This is a genomic window from Neorhizobium puerariae (assembly GCF_042429745.1).
GTDB lineage: Bacteria > Pseudomonadota > Alphaproteobacteria > Rhizobiales > Rhizobiaceae > Neorhizobium > Neorhizobium puerariae.
In genome coordinates this window covers 28,953-49,964 of sequence record NZ_JBHMAA010000077.1, presented here as the reverse complement: position 1 = coordinate 49,964, position 21,012 = coordinate 28,953, and the positions used below count along the sequence as shown (strand labels likewise).

The 21,012-nt window shown below is 61.9% G+C and carries 16 protein-coding genes; 7 read left to right on the top strand and 9 right to left on the bottom strand.

Features of this window, described 5'->3' with window-relative positions:
- The first annotated feature begins 8 nt into the window (after nt 1-8).
- The 7 genes from ACFFP0_RS31240 (at nt 9) to ACFFP0_RS31210 (ending at nt 6,420) form a co-directional block, all read left to right on the top strand.
- A complete protein-coding gene (locus tag ACFFP0_RS31240; RefSeq protein ID WP_377266130.1) occupies nt 9-431 on the top strand; it encodes a DUF2852 domain-containing protein in 423 nt (140 codons plus the stop codon).
- 87 nt (nt 432-518) lie between these two features.
- Nucleotides 519-1,280, top strand: coding sequence for a M48 family metallopeptidase (locus tag ACFFP0_RS31235; protein ID WP_377266129.1), 762 nt, complete (start codon nt 519-521; stop codon nt 1,278-1,280).
- A gap of 74 nt (nt 1,281-1,354) precedes the next feature.
- Complete coding sequence (locus ACFFP0_RS31230) at nt 1,355-2,011, top strand: phosphoribosylanthranilate isomerase (protein ID WP_377266128.1); 657 nt, start codon at nt 1,355-1,357, stop codon at nt 2,009-2,011.
- Between the two features lie 11 nt (nt 2,012-2,022).
- Nucleotides 2,023-3,243 carry a tryptophan synthase subunit beta gene (gene trpB / locus ACFFP0_RS31225; protein ID WP_377266127.1) on the top strand — a complete coding sequence of 407 codons (1,221 nt, stop codon included), beginning with the start codon at nt 2,023-2,025 and terminating at the stop codon, nt 3,241-3,243.
- A gap of 1 nt (nt 3,244) precedes the next feature.
- Nucleotides 3,245-4,084: a tryptophan synthase subunit alpha gene (gene trpA / locus ACFFP0_RS31220; RefSeq protein ID WP_377266126.1), complete on the top strand. Its 840-nt coding sequence runs from the start codon at nt 3,245-3,247 to the stop codon at nt 4,082-4,084.
- Between the two features lie 42 nt (nt 4,085-4,126).
- Complete coding sequence (accD, locus tag ACFFP0_RS31215) at nt 4,127-5,023, top strand: acetyl-CoA carboxylase, carboxyltransferase subunit beta (protein ID WP_377266125.1); 897 nt, start codon at nt 4,127-4,129, stop codon at nt 5,021-5,023.
- Nucleotides 5,024-5,067: 44 nt separating this feature from the next.
- Nucleotides 5,068-6,420, top strand: coding sequence for a bifunctional folylpolyglutamate synthase/dihydrofolate synthase (locus ACFFP0_RS31210; RefSeq protein ID WP_377266124.1), 1,353 nt, complete (start codon nt 5,068-5,070; stop codon nt 6,418-6,420).
- Nucleotides 6,421-6,511: 91 nt separating this feature from the next.
- On the opposite strand, the gene trxA is transcribed toward ACFFP0_RS31210, so the two are convergent.
- The 9 genes from trxA to ACFFP0_RS31165 all read right to left on the bottom strand — a co-directional run bounded on the left by trxA (nt 6,512) and on the right by ACFFP0_RS31165 (nt 20,995).
- Nucleotides 6,512-6,832: a thioredoxin gene (gene trxA / locus ACFFP0_RS31205; RefSeq protein ID WP_377266123.1), complete on the bottom strand. Its 321-nt coding sequence runs from the start codon at nt 6,830-6,832 to the stop codon at nt 6,512-6,514.
- Nucleotides 6,833-6,904: 72 nt separating this feature from the next.
- Nucleotides 6,905-10,450, bottom strand: a complete 3,546-nt coding sequence (gene addA, locus ACFFP0_RS31200) for a double-strand break repair helicase AddA (protein ID WP_377266122.1) — start codon at nt 10,448-10,450, stop codon at nt 6,905-6,907.
- Nucleotides 10,443-13,646, bottom strand: a complete 3,204-nt coding sequence (gene addB / locus ACFFP0_RS31195; RefSeq protein ID WP_377266285.1) for a double-strand break repair protein AddB — start codon at nt 13,644-13,646, stop codon at nt 10,443-10,445. Before addB ends, addA begins: the two co-directional genes overlap by 8 nt.
- A 2-nt stretch (nt 13,647-13,648) precedes the next feature.
- Complete coding sequence (locus ACFFP0_RS31190) at nt 13,649-14,395, bottom strand: nucleotidyltransferase family protein (RefSeq protein WP_377266121.1); 747 nt, start codon at nt 14,393-14,395, stop codon at nt 13,649-13,651.
- Nucleotides 14,396-14,406: 11 nt separating this feature from the next.
- Nucleotides 14,407-15,918, bottom strand: a complete 1,512-nt coding sequence (gene tsaE, locus ACFFP0_RS31185) for a tRNA (adenosine(37)-N6)-threonylcarbamoyltransferase complex ATPase subunit type 1 TsaE (protein WP_377266120.1) — start codon at nt 15,916-15,918, stop codon at nt 14,407-14,409.
- The gene (locus tag ACFFP0_RS31180; RefSeq protein WP_377266119.1) at nt 15,915-18,497 is read right to left on the bottom strand and encodes an ATP-binding protein; all 2,583 of its coding nucleotides are present in this window, start codon (nt 18,495-18,497) and stop codon (nt 15,915-15,917) included. The genes tsaE and ACFFP0_RS31180 overlap by 4 nt, the downstream gene beginning before the upstream one ends.
- A gap of 229 nt (nt 18,498-18,726) precedes the next feature.
- Entirely contained in the window at nt 18,727-20,127 is a 1,401-nt protein-coding gene (ahcY, locus tag ACFFP0_RS31175; protein WP_377266118.1) for an adenosylhomocysteinase, read from the bottom strand.
- 174 nt (nt 20,128-20,301) lie between these two features.
- Entirely contained in the window at nt 20,302-20,580 is a 279-nt protein-coding gene (locus tag ACFFP0_RS31170) for an HPr family phosphocarrier protein (RefSeq protein ID WP_377266117.1), read from the bottom strand.
- A 13-nt stretch (nt 20,581-20,593) separates the two neighbouring features.
- A complete protein-coding gene (locus ACFFP0_RS31165; protein WP_377266116.1) occupies nt 20,594-20,995 on the bottom strand; it encodes a PTS sugar transporter subunit IIA in 402 nt (133 codons plus the stop codon).
- Between the last annotated feature and the right edge of the window lie 17 nt (nt 20,996-21,012).

Here is a 21,012-nt window from a genome sequence, read left to right as displayed (position 1 = left end):
TGTGACCTATGAACCAGTCAGCATTGATTCGTCCGGATTGGACGCCGGCCACCATCGCTCTCATGGTGCTCGGTTTCGTGGTCTTCTGGCCTCTGGGCCTGGCCATGCTTGCCTATATCCTCTTCGGAGAGAAGCTCCGCGGCTTCAAGCGCGATGCGAACGATCGCGCTGACCGCATGTTCGCCGGTTGCCGCCGGGCAAGCCGTCGCTACAACACGCATTTTTCCACGGGCAACGTGGCATTCGACGACTGGCGCAAGACCGAGCTTGAGCGCCTTGAGGAAGAACGCCGCAAACTCGATGAAATGCGTGAGGAATTCGACAACTACGTCCGCCAGCTTCGCCGCGCCAAGGACCAGGAAGAATTCGACCGCTTCATGCGCGAGCGCAAGAACCGCTCCTCCGGCCAGAGCCCGGTCGTGGATCTCTGACGGACTCGGGATTCACGTGAAACAGGATGCAGCCGGCGTCATGGTGCGCCGGCTTTTTTATGCGAGGGAATCGGCTAAAAGGAAAGAATGTTCGCGCTTCTGAAAAAGCCTGTCCGATTGAAGTCGAGGCCGCTCGAAACGGTCAAGCGCACCCTTCACGTCGGCGATCGGGCGATGCCGCTGACGATCAAGGAAAACCATCGTGCGACGCGCATAACGTTGCGGATAGAGCCGGGTGGCCGCGCGCTCAATCTCACAGTGCCGGCGGGCCTGCGGCATCGTGAGATCGATGATTTTCTTGATCGCCATCAGGGATGGCTGCTCACCAAGCTCGCGAAATTCTCCACCGAGAACCCCGTCCGTCATGGCGGCTACATACCGTTTCGAGGCATTCCGCATCGCATCGAACATACCGGAAGCTTGCGCGGCCTCACCGAAGCGGTGATGGTCGATGGTGAACCGGTGCTGAAGGTGAGCGGCCTGGAAGATCATATCGGGCGCCGGCTTTCGGCTTTCTTCAAAAAGGAAGCACGCAGGGATCTGGAAATCCTGGTTGCCCGGCATGCGGCGGCGATCCGCAAACCCGTCGCCTCGATCACGATGAAGGATACCCGCAGCCGCTGGGGCTCCTGCTCATGGGATGGAAACCTGAGCTTTTCCTGGCGCATCGTCATGGCGCCGGCCGTGGTGGTTGATTACCTCGCCGCCCATGAGGTGGCGCATCTCAGGGAGATGAACCATGGGCCGAGGTTCTGGGCGCTCTGCAAGGAGCTTTGCCCGCGCATGGAAGAGGCCCGCAAATGGCTGAAGCAGCACGGCTCGCAGCTTCATGCCATTGATTTTGGGTGATCCCCTATTCGAGTTTGATCAAAGAGGTGTGATTTGCCTCGACTCCGGCAAGATTTCGTGCCACTCCGCACGTCATGAAACCCGATGTCAAGATTTGTGGGCTGAAGACCCCCGAGGCTGTCGATCGCGCCGTTGCGCGGGGCGCCACGCATGTCGGCTTCATCTTTTTCCCAAAAAGCCCGCGCAATATAGCGCCGGATGCCGCCGGCGAGCTTGCCGACCGCGTCCGGGGCCGCGTGAAGATCGTCGCCGTGACGGTGAATGCGGATGACGAGGAGCTCGATGACATCGTCTCGCTGCTTCGGCCGGATATCCTGCAGCTTCATGGCAACGAAAGCCCCGAACGCATCCTGCATGTGAAGGCGCTTTATGGCCTGCCGGTCATGAAGGTGTTTTCGGTGCGGGAAGCCGGCGATCTCGATCGTGTCGACCCCTATATTGGTGTAGCCGACCGTTTCCTGTTCGATGCCAAGGCGCCTGCCGGTTCCGAACTGCCGGGCGGCAACGGGGTGTCCTTCGATTGGAGCCTGATGGCTTCCCTTGACGAAGGCGTGGATTACATGCTTTCCGGGGGATTGAACAAGGACAATGTCGCTGTTGCGCTCGCTTCGACGCGGGCAAGCGGTATTGATGCTTCGTCCGGTGTGGAAAGCGCGCCGGGCGTCAAGGACCTTGGAATGATCGATGCATTCTTCGATGCCGTCGCAGAGGCATGCAGGAAGAACGCCTGAGGGAGTTAAGAGTGAATCAGACGCCAAAACCCAATTCGTTCCGCTCCGGCCCCGATGAGGACGGCCGTTTCGGCATTTTCGGCGGGCGCTTTGTCGCCGAAACGCTGATGCCGCTGATTCTGGACTTGCAGGGCGAATGGGAGAAGGCGAAGAACGAGCCGGTTTTCCAGAAGGAACTGGCCGATCTCGGTGCTCACTACATCGGACGCCCAAGCCCGCTCTATTATGCGGAACGCCTGACCCAGCATCTCGGCGGCGCCAAGATCTATTTCAAGCGTGAAGAGCTGAACCACACCGGATCGCACAAGATCAACAACTGCATCGGCCAGATCCTGTTGGCCAGGCGCATGGGCAAGACCCGCATCATTGCGGAAACCGGTGCCGGCCAGCACGGCGTGGCCTCCGCCACCGTTGCCGCCCGCTTCGGTTTTCCCTGCATCGTCTATATGGGCGCGACCGACGTCGAGCGTCAGGCTCCGAACGTCTTCCGCATGAAGCTTCTGGGTGCCGAAGTAAGGCCGGTGACCGCCGGCAATGGCACGCTGAAGGACGCGATGAACGAGGCGCTGCGCGACTGGGTTACCAATGTCGAGGATACCTATTACCTGATCGGCACCGCAGCCGGCCCGCATCCGTATCCGGAGATGGTCCGTGATTTCCAGGCGGTGATCGGCAAGGAAGCCCGTGAGCAGATTCTCGAAGCCGAGGGGAAGCTGCCCGATCTCGTCATCGCTGCCGTTGGCGGCGGTTCGAATGCGATCGGCATATTCCATCCCTTCCTCGATGACGAGAGCGTCCGGATCGTCGGCGTCGAGGCAGGTGGCCACGGCCTGGAAGGCGTCGAACACTGCGCTTCCATCACGGCGGGCAGCCCGGGCGTCCTGCACGGGAACCGGACCTATCTCCTGCAGAACGATGACGGCCAGATTCTCGAAGGTCATTCGATCTCGGCGGGCCTCGATTATCCGGGCATCGGCCCGGAGCATAGCTGGCTGCATTCCATCGGTCGCGCTGAATACGTGCCGATCCTGGACCAGGAAGCGCTCGATGCTTTCCAGACGCTGACCCGTCTTGAAGGCATCATCCCGGCGCTGGAGCCAAGCCATGCTCTGGCGGAGGTCATCAAGCGCGCCCCGAAAATGCGCAAGGACCAGATCATCGTGATGAACCTTTCCGGTCGCGGTGACAAGGATATCTTCACCGTCGGCAAGATCCTTGGCATGGAGCTCTGATATGACCGCTCGTATGGACAATCGTTTTGCGGCTCTCAAGGCCGAGGGCCGCCCCGCCCTGATCACCTATTTCATGGGCGGCGATCCGGATTTCGACACTTCGCTCGGCATCATGAAGGCGCTCCCCGCTTCCGGGGCCGATGTCATCGAACTCGGCATGCCTTTTTCCGATCCGATGGCCGATGGTCCGGCGATCCAGATGGCCGGACAGCGCGCGCTGAAAGGTGGGCAGACGCTTGCCAAGACGCTGGAGCTCGCGCGGAAATTCCGTGAGGGCGATAATGAGACGCCGATCGTCATGATGGGGTATTACAATCCGATTTATGTCTATGGCGTCGATCGATTCCTGGAAGATGCCCTGACCGCTGGTATCGACGGGCTGATCGTGGTCGATCTGCCGCCGGAAATGGATGACGAGCTGTGCATTCCGGCACTTGAGAAGGGCATCAATTTCATCCGCCTGGCCACCCCAACCACCGATGACAAGCGCCTGCCCGCGGTTCTGAAGAACACATCCGGCTTCGTCTATTATGTCTCGATGACGGGTATCACGGGTTCGGCTTTGCCGGAGCCCTCGCGGATTTCCGGTGCCGTCGGCCGCATCAAGGGTCATACGAACCTGCCCGTCTGCGTCGGTTTCGGCGTCAAGACGGCCGATCACGCGAAGGCGATCGGCGCCGCCGCCGATGGCGTCGTGGTGGGAACGGCAATCGTCGCGCAGATCGCCGGCAGCCTTACCAGGGATGGCGCAGCCGGACCCGACACGATCGCCTCCGTGGCGACGCTGGTGCGCGGGCTTGCGACCGGCGTGCGTGCAGCGCGCCTTGTTGCGGCCGAATAATCTGCCCACATTAGGCTCGAATTCCAACAGGAGTACGCCCAAGTGAACTGGCTCACCAATTATGTCCGGCCGCGCATCAACTCCATGCTTGGCCGTCCCAACCGGGACGTTCCCGAAAATCTCTGGATCAAGTGCCCGGAGACCGGCGAAATGGTCTTTCACAAGGACCTGGAGGAGAACAAGTGGGTCATTCCGGCCTCCGGCTTCCACATGAAGATGCCGGCCAAGGCGCGGCTCGCCGATCTTTTTGATGGTGGCGTCTACGAATCGCTGCCCCAGCCGAAGGTCGCCCAGGACCCGTTGAAATTTCGCGATTCGAAGCGCTACGCCGATCGCCTGAAGGACAGCCGCACCAAGACCGAACAGGAGGATACGATCCTCTCCGGCATCGGTTACGTCCAGGACCTGAAGCTCGTCGCCGTCGTGCACGAGTTCAACTTCATCGGCGGGTCGCTTGGGCTTGCTGCCGGCGAGGCGATCGTCAAGGCATGCGAACGGGCTCTGGCGGAAAAATGCCCGCTGGTCATCTTCCCGGCCTCGGGCGGCGCGCGCATGCAGGAAGGCATCCTCTCGCTGATGCAGCTTCCGCGCACCACGGTTGCGGTCGATATGCTGAAGGAAGCAGGCTTGCCCTATGTCGTCGTCCTGACCAACCCGACGACCGGCGGCGTCACGGCGTCCTACGCCATGCTGGGCGATATCCATATTGCCGAACCGGGCGCCGAGATCGGCTTTGCGGGAAAACGCGTTATCGAGCAGACGTTGCGCGAGAAGCTGCCGGAAGGTTTCCAGACTTCGGAATACCTGCTTGAACATGGCATGGTCGATATGGTCGTGAAGCGCCACGATATCCCGGCGACTCTCGCCAAACTCCTGAAGATGCTGACGAAACAGCCGCTCCAACAGGCAATTGCAGCCCCCGCCAAAATCAGCGCCTGATTTCCAGGGATCGAATTGGGACCACTGAAAGCCGGAGCGGCGGGATGACCACTATGAGCGATGCCGCGGTGAGCGAAGCCGAGAAAGAGATCGAGCGTTTGATGACCCTTCATCCGAAGGGTTTTGACATGTCGCTCGATCGCATCTCCCGGCTTCTGAAAGTCTTGGGCGACCCCCATCTCGGACTGCCGCCGGTTATCCATGTTGCAGGTACCAACGGCAAGGGATCGGTGACCGCCTTCTGCCGTGCTCTTCTGGAGGCAGGCGGCTATTCGGTGCATGTCGATACATCGCCGCATCTGGTCAATTGGCATGAACGCTACCGTATCGGGGTAAAGGGCGGCCGCGGCGAACTCGTCTCGGATGCCGATTTCGCCGATGCGTTGCGCCGTGTGGGGGAAGCGAATGCCGGCCAGCAGATCACCGTCTTCGAGATTCTGACGGCCGTCAGTTTTCTGCTTTTCTCCGAGAAACCGGCCGATGCGGTTATTCTCGAAGTCGGCATGGGTGGGCGTTTCGATTCCACCAATGTCGTCCCCGATCCTGCGGTTTCGGTCATCATGCCGATTTCGCTCGATCATCAGGCCTATCTCGGTGATCGCGTCGAGCTGATTGCCGCAGAAAAGGCGGGCATCATGAAACGCGGCCGGCCGGTGGTGATCGGTCATCAGGAATTCGAGGCTGCGCGCGATGTGCTTGTGTCGACTGCTGAGCGGCTCGGCTGTCCGGTGGCCGTCTATGGCCAGGATTTCACTGCTCACGAGGAGTTCGGCCGGCTGATCTATCAGGATGAGTTCGGCCTTGCTGACCTGCCGTTGCCCCGGCTCCCGGGACGCCATCAATATGCCAACGCGGCGGCGGCGATCCGCGCGGTCAAGGCTGCCGGTTTCACCGTGACGGAAGCCACGATGGAAAAAGCCATGACGACCGTCGAATGGCCTGCGCGTCTTCAAAGGCTGACGGAAGGCGAGCTTTTGCAATATGCGCCGCTTGGTGCCGAAATCTGGGTGGACGGCGGGCACAATCCCGGCGCCGGGGAAGTCATCGCCGAGGCCATGGTCGCTTTCGAAGAGCGGCAGCCGCGGCCGCTTTATATCATCGCCGGCATGATCAATACCAAGGACCCTGTCGGCTATTTCCGCGCCTTTGCCGATATCGCCGAACATGTCTTCACGGTGCGGATTCGCGGCAGCGAGGCTGCGCTGGACCCGGTCGTTCTGGCTCATTCGGCTTTTGATGCCGGTCTGGTCGCCGAACCGGCGGGCTCGATTGCCGAGGCGCTGCAGGAGATCGCCCGCCGCCAGATTCCCGGCAATTCGCCACCACGCATCCTGATCGGCGGTTCGCTCTATTTCGCCGGCAACGCGCTGGCCGATAACGGCACGCCGCCAGCCTGATCCGGCGAAGTCTTGTGGACGAAAAGCAAAAGTCCGGCTGCAGGGAGACAGCCGGGCTTTTTCATGAGGTCATGCTACGCTGCTGAAAAAATCAGGCGGCGCTGGAAATCCAGGCCGAAAGCGCGGTCTTCGGAGCGGCGCCCACCTTGATGTCGGCGACTTCTCCACCCTTGAACACCGCAAGCGTCGGGATCGAGCGCACGCCATATTGAGCGGCCAGTTCCGGATTTTCATCAATATTCAGCTTGGCGACCTTCACCTTGCCGGCGAGTTCGGTCGCGATTTCCTCAAGGCTCGGGGCAATCATCTTGCACGGGCCACACCATTCGGCCCAGAAATCCACGACGACCGGTTCGGTGGAGTTGAGGACTTCAGCCTGGAAATTGCTGTTATCGACTTTCACGGTAGCCATAGGGCTCTCCTTCACGATTCTCTGTTGAAACAAATGTGAGACGCGCGCTCAAAGTTTTCAATGGCCGTCATCTCACTTTGTTTTGAGTTCCGCAAGCGAGCGTGACAGCAGATCCGGCGGCAAGGGGATCACGCCGGCCGTTTCGGTGTAGACCAGGACGCAATCGAAGGCCTTTTCCGGATAGAGCGGCTTCAGGATTTCGCGATAGATGGCAAGCTGGGCGCGATGGACGAGCGGCACCCCATCAGCTCTCTCCGGCGGCACGCGATTGGTCTTGTAGTCGAGGATGATGACATGGCTATCGGTGACCGCGAGCCGGTCGATCCGCCCGGAAATGGCATAGTCCTTTCCTTCGAGCGTCAATGTTCCCATGATCGACACTTCTGACTGGCTCCTTTCGGAAAAGACCGGACCGAGATCCTCGTGCTCCAGGACGGACATGACCGAGGAGACAAGATTCTCCCGCTCGGCCGCCGACCAGAAGCGTGCGGCGCGTTCGGCATAGCGCCGTGCGGCGGCCTTCCGTTCGGCTTCGGGAAAATCCGTCAGCATCTGCAGCATGCGGTGGACGAGCCAACCTTTCTGCAGGGCGATCCCGGCACCTCTCTCTTCTCCGAACAGGGGCGAGGTAACGATCAGGTCATCTGCCTCATCGTCGATCATCGTACCGGCGCCGGAAGGGCTAAGCGGCCGCGGCAGGATTTTTTGCGCCGGCAATGCGCGCGCGAGGGCGGGGGGCAAAAGCTGCTTCTTGTCCGGTTCCGCATGCCGCTGCTTCGCTTTCACAATACTTCCGGAGACGGAAGGGGGGAGCCGCCACCTGAAACCGCTCCACCCGCCGTCCGGTCCGGTGAATTGCGCTAGGCTGCAATGATGCTCGTCGGCAGCAAGTGCCCTGGCGATCATGGGGTGCCATGTCTCGGCATTGTCGATCTTGCCGCGATATCCGCAGACAATCAGCCGGTCGGCGGCACGCGTCATGCCGACGTAAAGCAGTCGGCGATATTCTTCTTCCGTTGCCGCCCTGATTCGGTTGTCATCCGCAGCGGTAGCCGAGTTACCGATCGTTTTCCCCGGAACCCAGGCCGGCACCTCGTCCTCTCCGAGCCGGAGTAGCCTGAATTTGGGTACATGCGAGGAGATGAAGGCCTTCGATCCGCTGTCGACCAGGAAGACCACCGGCGCTTCCAGACCCTTGGAGGCATGCACGGTCATGATCCTGACCTCGTTGCGGCCGCCGTCCTGTTCCCGTTTGACCTCCGGGGATTCGAGGTCAAGTGTCGAGATGAAGGCCTGCAGGCCGGGCAGGCCGTTCGTTTCGTGATCGAGTGCGAAGGTCAGGAACTCGTCGAGGATATCGCCCGCTTCCGTTCCGAGCCGACCGAGGAATTTCCGCCTTCCACCATATTGCCCAAGGAGGCGGGCAAACAGATCGTGTGGGCTGAGCTGCCGGGAGAGGGCGAGAAGATGATGCAGCCGGTCTGCCGCATCACGAAAGCGGAGAGGCTGTTCGTCGGCTAAACGGTTGAGCTCACCCCAGGCGCTGGCATTGCCTGACCGAAGCGCGGCGATCTCGAAAACGTCCTCCTCCGACAGATTGAAGAGCGGACTTTTGAGCACCGCCGCCAGCGAAAGATCGTCCTGCGGCAGCAGCAGGAAGCGCCCGAGCGCCAGCAGGTCCTGCACGGCGATATGGCTTGTGAGACGCAAACGATCCGCGCCTGCGACGGGGATGTTGTCGCGCCGCTTCAGCGCCCGGGTCAGCGCATTGACGAAGGCGTCGCGTTTCCTGACCAGCACGAGGATATCGCCCGGCTCGATTGGCCGTTCGGCACCTTTTTCGATGATCGTTTCCGTGGCCGTCATCTCGCCGATCCGGTTGGCGATGCGGCTCGCGAGGATTGCCGACGGCGCCTTGTCCGGCGTCGCATCGAAGGGGGCGGTCCAATCCTCTTCCTGTTCGGAGACCTCCGGCACCACCATGTCCCAAAGGTCGACGGCGCCGGGGTGACCCGTGCGGCTGGAACGATGCACGACCGGTTCCCGGGCTGCGCTCAAGCCCTGGGCATTCTCCGGGATAGCGAACACTTGATCGACGGCCGACAGGACATCCGCCGTGGAGCGGAAGGAAACGCGGAGATTGACGAGGTTGAAGCCCTGGCCGGCTGCACGCACCCTTTTTTCGGTATCCCTGCTTTCGTCGGAGAAACGTTCCGGCCTTGCACCCTGGAATGAATAGATCGATTGCTTCTCGTCGCCGACCGCGAAGATGGTGCGCCGCGTTTCCCGGGCGCTCGCCCCGGAATAGAAATCCTCGGCAAGCGATTTGATCACCGTCCACTGGATCGGGCTAGTGTCCTGCGCCTCGTCGACAAGAATGTGATCGATGCCCTGATCGAGTTTGTAGTGCACCCACGCGCCCACGCCGTCACGGGTGAGCAGATCGGCGGTACGGGCGATCAGATCCTCGAAATCGAGCAGGCTGCGCTGCTTCTTCAGGTCCTCATAGTCGTTGTTGAGACGCTGCGCGAGCGTCAGGGCCGCCTTCGTGGCCGAAAACATTCGCATGATCCGCAGCCGGTCGCGACTTTCGACCACATGCGTGCGCGCCGCGTCGATGGCGCTCGCAAGTTCCGGTGCGGTCTTCGTCATGGCGCTGGCGATCAGACTTCGATCCGCCTTGGCCGTGCCTTTGGCGGTCAGGAAGATGGAGTCGAGATGTTGGACACGCTTGAAGACGTCCGGCTCCCTGGCAACGGTCCTCAATCCATATGCGATGTCATGGACGGTTGCGTTTCCCTTCTGGTCGGCGAGCGCGAGATAGAGATCGAGAGCGAGGCCGGAAAGGCTCGGCAGAGGCCAGTAGCCTGCCGCGATGCTTTCTTCCGTATCGGCGGGAGCAAGTCCGAAGGCTCGTCTCAGTTCGACGCCGACGCCGCCATGACGCTCCGCATGGGTGACGAAACGGCGGATGGCGGGGCGGTTGGCGATGATGTCGGAAAGCAGGGTTTCAAGTCCGAACTCGTCGCCAAGATTGAGTACATGCGCGAAGGCTTCGGCAAGTTCCGGATCGTCTTCCGCGGAGGTCGCCGTCAGGAGCGAGCGTCTCGCTTCGGCAAGCAGGGAAGATGCCGCACGGTCGTCGAGAACGGAGAAATGTCCGGCAACGTTGGCCTCGAGCGGAAACTGGTGCAGCAACGCCTCGCAGAAAGCGTGGATCGTCTGGATCTTCAGGCCGCCGGGGGTTTCCAATGCCTTGGCGAAGAGCCGCCGTGCTTCGGCGAGCTTGAAGGAATCCGGTTCGGAACCTTCGATGCCGGCGATCCTTTTCCTCAGTTCGTCGTCGGAAAGTATCGTCCACTCGGAGAGCCGCTGGAAGACGCGATTGGACATCTCCGAGGCGGCCGCCTTCGTATAGGTAAGGCAGAGGATGGAGGCCGGCCGGTAGCCGGAGAGCAGGAGGCGGATGACCCGTTGGGTCAGAACATGCGTCTTGCCCGAGCCGGCATTGGCTGAAACCCAGGCGGAACTCGCAGGGTCGGATGCCAGCGATTGCTGATGTGTCGTCCAGTCGATCCATGCGATCGGATCGTCGTTCTCGGGAAGCGCGTCATTCATCGGCTTCGGCTTCCCCTTCCTCGTCCGCCGTCGACCATTCCGCCACGCGAGCGAGGTGATCGTACTCTCCGCCGAAATCGCCTTGCATGAAAGGGATGAGCCGGGATGCGAAGCCGGCCTGGCCGTTGCGGAGCGTGATGACGAAGCGGGTGAGCTGTTCGAGTGATTCCCGTGCAAGGTCGAGCGCGGATTTCGGCTCGCGCCTGGCAGTCGCGGAGGCATCCTCGTTGTTGACCCTGTCGGTCCTGAAGCGGTCGCCGGGCCTGAGCCGGATATAGAGCAGGTCCTGTGGCTGCAGCGCGCCTGCGTCGCGAAATGCGCCGGCCTGAAGGGCCGCGGCTTCCAATGCGAGCTGAGGATCGAGCAGCGCGCGCGCCTGGGAGACGGAAGGGCTTAGCCCCGTTTTGTAATCCACGAGATCGGCAAGGCCCGACCCTCTGATGTCGATCCGGTCGGCGATGCCGGTAACGCGGATGCCCGCCGGCTCCAGTTCCCAGCCGGCACCGGCCTCGGTCAGCGTCTTGCGGATATCCGGTGCGCGCTCCGCCTCCCAATCCTGAAAGGCACGAGAGACTTCCAGGAAACGGGGTCGCCAGACGCGGTCGATATGCGGAGGCAGTTGTTCGGCATCGAAGAGTTCATGGGTGATCCGCCGCATCGCCTCCTTTGCCGCAGGTGAGCCGGGCTTGTGGCCTTCGCGCGTGTAGCGATCGATGATCGCGTGATAGAGCGTGCCGCGTTCGGCCGCGCCGGGATCGCGATTGAAAGGATCGAGGGGATCGAGTTTCAGGATGCGGCGGGCATAGATGGAATAGGGGTCACGGCGCAGGCGTCCGACCTCGCTGAAGGAATAGCTCTTCGGCTGAAGCTCCGCCGGCGGCTTGGGGGCGGGGCGTTTGGCGCCGGGCTGGTTCTCGCCCGCGTCAATCGCCGAGGCCCAATGACGGTACTGGTCGCCGCGCGCCTTGAGCTCGTCCCCGAGCTGTTTTCCACCGAGCGCCAGCAGTCTTTGCAGCCAGCGGGAGGCGACGGTCGGTGTCGAGCCCTGGCGAAGCGAACGGGAGAGGATGAGGTGACCGGTGCCGCAGGCCATTTCGAAATCATGGGCGAGCTGTCCTATCCGCCGTTCGGGCGGTTCCAGTCCCATGTCCGTCTTCATCGTACGGGAGAGGAAGGGGTTGTTGACTGTCTGGCCCGGCCACGAGCCCTCGTTCAGGCCGCCGAGGATCATCGTGTCCATGCTCTGCAGCCGTGCTTCCAGCGTGCCGAAGATGAAGGCGCGCGGATGGCTGAGCGAGCGGGGCTTTACGGCTTCGCCGGTCGTCAGCGCCATGATGATGTCGATCCATTGCGGTCCGTCCGCCTCCATCTGGCCATCGGTTTCGATGACCTCCGAAAGCAGTCCCGCCAGTCTTTCGCCGGCTTCGCCGGACCAGAGGGCGGCCAGATTTTCCCGTTCGTCGATCGCAACGGCTTCCAGCGCCCGACCAGTTCTCGCCGCCCAGTCGGCGAGCGTCAGCTTGCTGGTGAGGCCGCGGCCATCGGGCCGGCGCCGCACGAAGGCAGAAGCGAGCGGTTCTATCGCTCTCGCCAGCCGTCGTGCGAGATCGCGGGCCTTGTCCGCGGCATCGTCCGGCAGCGAAAGCCGCCAGCGCGGCGGATGCCTGTCAGAGGCCTGCTCCGAAAGCTGCTTTTCCAGCAACGGCTCCAGTGCCGAAATGTCCATGTCGCCGGTGCCGCCGCGCAACGCCAACACTTCCAGGGCCTCGACCGAGGATCGCAGCTCCGCCGCCGGCAGGCCTAGGCTCATGAGCGGATGTTTGAGCAGCCCGACGATCGCCACCGGATCGCCCGGTCTCAGCGTCGCTTCGAGGAGAAGCTGGGTGAGGGTACCCTGCAACGTTCCGGAAAGCGCCGAACCGGCTGAATCGTCGGCTACGATTCCGAACCGGGAAAGTTCCGCCGTAACGCGAAGGGCCAGAACACGGTCTGGCGTGATCAGCGCCGCCTGCGCCTCGCCGCCGTCTCTGCCCGGTTTCTCAAGGGCGAGGCGCAGGGCGATGGCAATCGCCACGGCCTCTTCGCGTTCGTTGGCCGCCTCGATCAGCGAGACATCGGCAAAGGCGCTGTGCAGGAGGTCCCGATTGACGGATTCGCGCCAGGCATTCCAATGGTCGGTGGCCCTGGCCGGCGCCAGTGCCTGGGATATCGTCCGGGCCCGAAAAGCGAGATCGGGGGGAACGTCGCCCAAGGTGGGCACTTCGTCCCGTATCACGCCGAGCTTCTTCAGGAGCCGGGACAATCCGAATTGCGGATGGCTGCGGCTTGCCGGTTCCAGCCTGCCGTCAAGGATTTCCTCGCCGATCATCGCCCACTGGTCGGCTGGCATGGAAAGGTCGAGGCCGGGAAGGATGACGGTTCCGCCAGGCAGCCGGGAAATGGCCGTGATCAGATCGGCCGCCGCCGGGACGGAGCCGGTCGAACCCGCCACGATGACCGGTCCCTTGTGTTCCCTTGTCGAAATGCGCCGGGCCTCGCCGCGCAGGATGGCCGCCCGGTGTTTGGCCGGCGAAGAACGTCTGAGTTCTTCCAGCCGCGCCGGCCAGAAGGTGCTTGCGATCGACAGGAATTCGGCGGTGAGCTGCCACCAGAGCGCATGCTCCCCTGTCTGGAGTTTCTTGAGGTCTGCCCAGTCCCGTTCTTCGGTCTCGATTGAATCGATGAGTTCCGCAAGCGCCCGGGCAAGCCAGACGGCATCCGCCGGGCTGGCGGGAGCGATGAGCGGTGATTCCGAATGCACGTCGAGCACGATTTTCGGCAGCTGATTGCGCCACGCGAGGATCAGACGCCCGAGTTCCAGCAACCGCGCCGTGCCGCCGATCGGCAACGCCAGATCCATCTCCTCCGGCGCCACGAGATCGAAATAGCCGCTATCGTCATCGGTTTCGCCGAGCGGCCGGATGACCGGAAGAATAGCCGAGCGGCCGCCAAGCAGATCGACGAATTCGGAACGCAGCACGCGGGCGGAGCGTCGGGTCGGCACGAAGATCGTCACGTCGGCCAGTGCCAGCGGATCGGAGGGATCGTAACGGAAGCCTTCGGAAAGCCGGCCATCGCAGAGTGCGGCGGCCACGGTTTTCAGGAACGGAGCGCCGGCTTGGATGGTGAAGACGCGTGGCTGATGCTGCCCGGCCATGTTCACGCGAACGTCCGGAATCGCCGGATCGTTTCCTCCGCCTCGCCGATGGCTTCCGGGGTTCCGACCGTCAGCCAATGCCCGTCCAGCACCATGCCGTAAAGCCTGCCGCGGGCGATCGCCCTGTCGAAATAGGTATTGATGTTGAAGGGATCGGTCGGCGCGTCTTCCAGGAAGGATGGCTGCATGGCAAACGCACCGGCATAAACGACGGGGTTGGACGGATCGTCGCGATAGCGCGTCAGCCCGCCGTCGGCAGACATGGAGAAATCGTTGACGCCGTTGTGACCGGTCGTATCCTCGATGCGGACACAGAGCATCGCCATGTCCATGCGGTCGGGATCGAAGAATCCGGCCAAGCGCTGCAGGTTTGTCGGCCGGCCGGGCTTCTCGCCGATCCAGAAAAGATCGGCATTCATGACGAAGATGGTTTCCCGGTCGAGAAGCTTGAGTCCTTTGACGATCCCGCCGCCATTGTTCATCAGCCTGTCGCGTTCGTCCGAGATGAGAATTTCAAGGCCGTCGTAGGATTTTAGATGGGTTTCCATCTGATCGGCGAAATGATGCACGTTGACGACCGCACGCTCGACGCCGGCTTCGCGGAGCGCGTCCAGCACATAGTCGATCATCGGCTTGCCGCCGATCCTTACCAGCGGTTTCGGCATCGTATCCGTCACCGGGCGCATGCGGGTGCCGAGGCCTGCGGCGAGCACCATCGCCTGCTTGATGGGGGCTTGTCTGATGGTCATCTCAAACCGTGTTATTCGGTGATCTCTATTCCAGCCCGCCGGCACCAATCGCGCAAGGGTGAGAGTACCTCGTGCCGCAATGCCGTCGAAAGGTAGCGGAGCGTGCGCGGCATATGCTTCAGATAACCCGGCTTGCCGTCGCGCTGCAAGAGTCTCACCCAAAGACCTGCCAGCTTGCAGTTTCGCTGGGCGGCCATGATCGCCCACGCCTTTTGAAAGGCCTGTTCGTCGAAAGGTCCGAGCGAGCGACGCAGGGTGACGTAATCCACCATCAGCTGGTCGGCAAGCGGCCCTGGAACATCCGTCCGCGCGTCCTGCACGATGGAGGCGAGATCGTAGGCGGTCGGGCCGATCATGGCATCCTGGAAATCGATGATGCCGACACGCCGGATACCGGATTCCCCCGCACGCCAGATGATGTTCGGCGAGTGAAAATCGCGTAGCAGGAGGTTTTTCTCGGCACCGTCCAGTTCGCGGATCAGTCCGTCCCATATCGCAAGGTATTCCTGGCGTTCCGTATCGGTCGCCGGCGTGCCCCGCTTCCAAGGGAGATGCCAGTCGAGAAGAAGCCGTGCCTCCATCTTCATGGCGGTCGGATCGAAATCCGGAACATGATGGATATGGTTGTTCCCGGCCGGCAGCTCCTGGAGCATCTCGTGGCTGTGGAGGAAGCCGAGGCAGACGACGCTTTCGCGATACCGTTCGGGGATCGGCTTGCCTTCGGCGTCGAGGACGCCTTCCTCGCCGAGGTTCTCGATCAGCAATATGCCCTGATCGTAGTCCGCATGCAGAATCGCCGGCGCCGCCAGTCCGATTTCCCGGAGATAGTTGGCGATCGCCACGAACGGGTAAACGTCCTCGGCCAGGTGAGCCACTTTGGGATAGGGTTTGCCGTCGAGTACGGGCGGGCTTTCCGGCGGTTTCGGCCAATCCATCAGGACGAGCCTGGCGCCGGCGGCCGTGCCGATCGTCTCGTATCCCCGCATGACGGAGGCATCGCCGGTCAGGAAGCGACGGCGTGCTCCCGCATAGCCGTGCCTGTCGAGGAATTCACGGATTGCCAGCACCCGGCGCAGGCGCTTCATCTGGGGTTCTGGACCCTCGATCGTCACCTTGCGTCCATCGCCCTCATGCTCCAGCTTCAGGGCCACCCGGGTTTCTGGCAGGAGGCTTTCGGCCATTTCCGGCCATTCAACGAGGCAGACCCCATGGGAAAGCGCTTCGTCGAAACCGAGTTCGTCGAGTTCGGAGGGATCACCGAGGCGATAGAGATCGAAATGGGAAACGGGAATCCGCAGGTCGTAGCTTTGCACCAGCGTGAAGGTCGGGCTCGGCACCTCGAGCGTATCGTCGTCGGCGAGCGCGCGCAGAAACGCCCTGGCGATCGTCGACTTGCCCGCGCCGAGGTCGCCGGAAAGGGCAATGCAATCACCCTTCCTGAAGGCAAGCGCCAGATCCTCGCCGAAACGGATCGTTTCGGCTTCATCGGCAAGGGTCAGAATGAGAGCGGCGCCATTGTTCATTCGGCAGCGACGGAATGCGCTCTGGGGGCGGCACTTGGAATGCGGCAGGTAACGATCGTGCCTTCACCCGGCCTGCTGTCGATCGTCACTTCGCCATTGTGGAGATGGACGAAGCTCTCGACGATCGAAAGCCCCAGGCCGGCGCCGCTGCGCTTGCCGCCCTTCGCATTGGAAGAGAAACGGTCGAAGACGGTTTTCAGCATCTCCTCGGAGATGCCCGGTCCCTTGTCGGTCACCGAGAAGAACACGTCGTGGTCCAGCCGCCAGCATTTGAGCGTGATCGTCGAGCCTTCCGGAGCAAAATTCGTGGCGTTGGTGAGCAGCTTGATGAGGATCTGCTTCAGCCGCTGCTCGTCGGCAACGATCCCGCCCAGCCCGGCTGGGGCAGTGATTGCAAGCGTTACGCCGTTTTCATGGAGCCGGTCGGCGATCTGCATTGCGACGTCGTCGAGCAGGTCGTCGATCGACATTTCCGAATAGTGAAGCTGCATGATCCCGGCATCGACCGTCGCCAGATCGAGAATGTCGTTGACGATCGTCAGCAGCACCGAGGAGGACGTGGAGATATGGTCGATATATTCCGACTGCCGTTCGTTGAGCGAACCGACGCCCGGCGTCTTCAGGAGATCGGTAAAGCCGATGATATTGGTAAGCGGCGAGCGCAGCTCGTAGGAAACATGCTGGACGAAATCATTCTTGATCTCGTCGGCTTTCTGGAGCGCCTCGTTCTTTTCCTTCAGCGCCCGCTCGGCCCGCGCGCTCGCCGTCATGTCGACAAACGTGAACATGGTCTGGGCGTTCGGCAGCGGGGTCACCGCGTAGTCGAGGATCAGGCCGGAATAGAGTTCGAACGTGCCCTGCAGCGATGGCCGTTCGTCGTCGAAATTGGTGAGCATCTGGCCGAAGCGGCGCCATCCGTCCGGCTTGTCGTAGGACGGCGTGCAGGCCGTTTCGATTGCCTTGATATGAGTTCCGGGTTTGGCTTCCTCGGCGGTGATGCCCCACAGGGCGCGGAAGGCCGGGTTCGACAGGCGGATGCGGCCATCGGGACCGAAGACCGCGACCCCTTCGGAAAGATGGTCGATCGTTTCGCCCTGTACCCTGACCAGTGTGTTGTAGCGCGTTTCGAGGTCCACCTGTTCGGTGAGGTTTTCGAAAACCCAGGTGGCGCCGCCCTGTGGATGCGCGGTCGCGATCACACGGAGGGTCTGGCCGTTCGGCAGGTGCCAGAGGTCGGTCTGCGTATCGGGCGAGCGGTAGACGGAAAGTGCCGTCTCCTTCCAGCTCCGCCAGTTGAGCTGCTCCGGCAGCTTGCCGTCGCTGCGCAGCTTGTCGAGCAGCTCGCTATTGTCCGGCCGTGAATCGAGGAAGGGAAGCGTGAAGCCCCAGAGCTGCACGAAAGCCTGATTGTAGAATTGAAGCCGCCGCTCGCTATCGAAAATGGCGACGGGTGTCGCCAGGTGATCGAGGGTCTCCGCATGGCTTTTGAGCGTACGTTTCAGCTCTTCGCGCACGACTTCCGCTTCCGACACGTCGATCGCCATGCCGGCCGATCCACCGGGCGTCACGACATCGACGACGTCGAACATCGTCCGGTTTCCGTGCACGACCGTTGAAATCCGGTCGTGGAACGGTGAAGTCGAGGTCGCAACCGTCTTGATCTTCTCACGCGCGATGGTGCCGAGGAACTCACGCTCCTCCTCTATCGCCTGCGCGGTCGTCGGTGTTTCGACGGCGTCTCCATAGGCATGGTTCACCCAGGTGAGCTTGCCCTGCGGGTCGCGGCGCCAGACCGGTTGCTCGATGGCGTCGAGCAGCGAATGGAAGAGGGAGATCGAACCTGCAAGCCGTTCGCGCTCGATCTTCAGTTCGGCGAGCTCCGCGCGCAGGTTGTTGAGGGCGATGAAACGGACGAAGGCCTTGCCGCCGGAAACCCTGCCCTGCACCTCAAGGATCTCGTCCCGGTTTGTTTCCACCACCATGTCGAAAGAGCGGGCTTCGCTGCGCAAAAGCTCGATCGATTTTTCGAGCTCTCCGGCGGAGAGGCCGCGCAGCCAGCGGCCGAAGGCAAGGAAATCGCGGTCCTGTTGCGGTGCTCCGGTTTCGGGCGGAAGTTGGCCCAGAAGCTCCGGCTTCGAGGAGCCGCCTTCCCAGATGACGATGCGTCGGTTCTTGTCCGCAATAAGGGCTTCGTATTTCGAAATGCGTTGCTGCGCATCGGAAAGCGCGCTGCGCATCTCCTGGGTTTCGGCTTCCATGTTGCCGCGCTGGCGCACCAGCCACATGGCGGAAAGCAGGGCTGCGCCGAGCGCGCCCATCACCAGCGAGGAAATGATGACCTCGGTGGATGAGAAAAGCCGGACGGCCTCGTTGCCCGACTGCTGCGCAAGCGCCGCCGTCGCCAGCCCGGAAAGGGCGGTGCCGGACAGGAAAGCGCTGCCGAAGCGCGCAAGGCGGCGAAGCCTGGCGGCCATCGCGCCGCCATCCGGAAAACCGGAAAGGGATCGCGAGGCCGGAGCCCTTGCTCCGTCGCAAGAAGGATCGGCCCGCTTGAACAGGCTCATTTTTTTTACCGACATACCCGGTCTGTCTCCGTCCAATTGCCGCTCATCGACAAGACATACCATTCCGCGCCTTGCCCGGAGCCGGACAACCGTGGGGGTCCCGGCACACTGCGGATCGACGCGAATCAAGTCCTAAAACAATACTTGCTTAGGGAATCGCCGGGAAGGGAGGCGCCCAAAAAAGTAGCCGCAGCCCTTTGTCAAGGCTGCGGCTACTATATCTTGTGGATTAACCGGCTAGCAATTAGTACCGATAGTGTTCCGCCTTGAACGGGCCTTGTGCCGAAACACCGATATAGGCGGCCTGCTCTTCGGAGAGTTCCGTGAGCTTCACGCCGAGCTTGGCGAGATGCAGGCGGGCGACCTTCTCATCGAGATGCTTCGGCAGGATATAGACCTCGTTCTTGTACTGGCCCTGCTTGGTGAAGAGCTCGATCTGCGCCAGCGTCTGGTTGGTGAAGGAGGCCGACATCACGAAGGACGGGTGGCCGGTGGCATTGCCGAGATTCAGCAGGCGGCCTTCGGACAGCAGGATGATGCGGTTGCCCTTGGGGAACTCGATCATGTCGACCTGCGGCTTGACGTTGGTCCACTTGAGGTTCCGGAGTGCCGCAACCTGGATTTCGTTGTCGAAGTGGCCGATGTTGCCGACGATAGCCATGTCCTTCATCGCGCGCATGTGGTCGATGCGGATAACGTCCTTATTGCCGGTGGTGGTGATGAAGATATCGGCCGTCGAGATGACGTCCTCGAGGGTCACGACTTCAAAGCCGTCCATGGCCGCCTGCAGGGCGCAGATCGGATCGACTTCGGTAACCTTGACGCGCGCGCCGGCGCCGGCGAGCGAAGCGGCCGAGCCCTTGCCCACGTCGCCATAACCGCAGACGACGGCGACCTTGCCGGCCATCATCACGTCGGTGCCGCGGCGGATGCCGTCGACCAGCGACTCCTTGCAGCCGTATTTATTGTCGAACTTCGACTTGGTGACCGAGTCGTTGACGTTGATCGCCGGGAAGGGCAGCAGGCCCTTCTTCGAGAGTTCGTAGAGACGATGGACGCCGGTGGTGGTTTCCTCCGTGACGCCCTTGATCGCGTCGCGCTGCTTGGTGAACCAGCCCGGAGAGGCCTGGAGGCGCTTCTTGATCTGCGCGAAGAGGATTTCCTCTTCTTCCGAACCCGGATTGGAAAGCACGTCCTCGCCGGCCTCGGCACGGGCGCCGAGCAGGATGTACATCGTGGCGTCGCCGCCATCGTCGAGAATCATGTTGGAAAGGCCGCCATCGGCCCACTGGAAGATCTTGTCGGTGTATTCCCAGTATTCGGTGAGCGACTCGCCCTTGACCGCGAAGACCGGGATGCCGGCGGCGGCGATCGCTGCGGCGGCGTGGTCCTGTGTCGAGAAGATGTTGCAGGACGCCCAGCGGATTTCGGCGCCGAGTTCCTGGAGCGTCTCGATCAGCACGGCCGTCTGGATGGTCATGTGCAGCGAGCCCGAGATGCGGGCGCCCTTCAGCGGCTTCGACGTGCCGAATTCCGCACGGCAGGACATCAGGCCGGGCATTTCGGTTTCCGCGATGTCGAGCTCCTTGCGGCCGTAGGCGGCAAGATTGATATCCGCGACGACATAATCCTTATCTGTGCTCATAAAGCTCTCCATGTTCGGTGGCGCCTGTCCGACGGCAGCCGGCGGACATGACAGGAACCGCCTGCGCGACAGGCGGAAGCTGGCGAGCGGTTTAGCAGGCTTCCTGCAAACAGGCAACGGGATATAAAGAAGTCTTTATATGTTTATGTCAGGAAGGGCCGGATCGAGTTCCGGTCAGGCCTCTTCGCCGAACCTGTTGGCGACGAGCTGTTCGAGCGCATCGAGCGCTTCTGTCGCCTGGTTGCCGGTTGCCGATACTTCGATCGTGCAGCCGGGGCTGGCTGCGAGCATCATGAGGCCCATGATGGACGTGCCGCCGACCGTTGTCCCGTCCCTGGAGACGGTGATCACGGCGTCGAAGCCTTCGACCATCTGCACGAACTTGGCCGAAGCCCGCGCGTGGAGACCGCGCTTGTTGACGATCAGGAATTCGCGGGAGAGGAGCGCGGACATTCAGTCTCGTTTCTTACTTGCCGCTCAGGACGCGGCTTGCGACATTGATGTATTTGCGGCCCGCTTCGGAGGCTTCCGCGAGCGCCTTGTCCATATTGTTGTCGCTGCGTACCCCGGCGAGCTTGATCAGCATCGGCAGGTTCATGCCGGCGATGACTTCGGTCTTGCCGCTGTCCATCACGGAAATGGAGAGGTTGGAAGGCGTTCCGCCGAACATGTCGGTCAGGATGATGACGCCATGGCCGTCGTCCGCGCGGCTGACGGCATCGACGATATCCTGCCGGCGTTGGTCCATATCGTCTTCGGGGCCGATCGATACGGTTTCGATGAATTTCTGAGGTCCGACGACATGCTCGACTGCATGACGAAACTCCTCAGCCAGCTTGCCATGGGTGACAAGCACAATTCCGATCATGAAAACTGCCCCCTGCT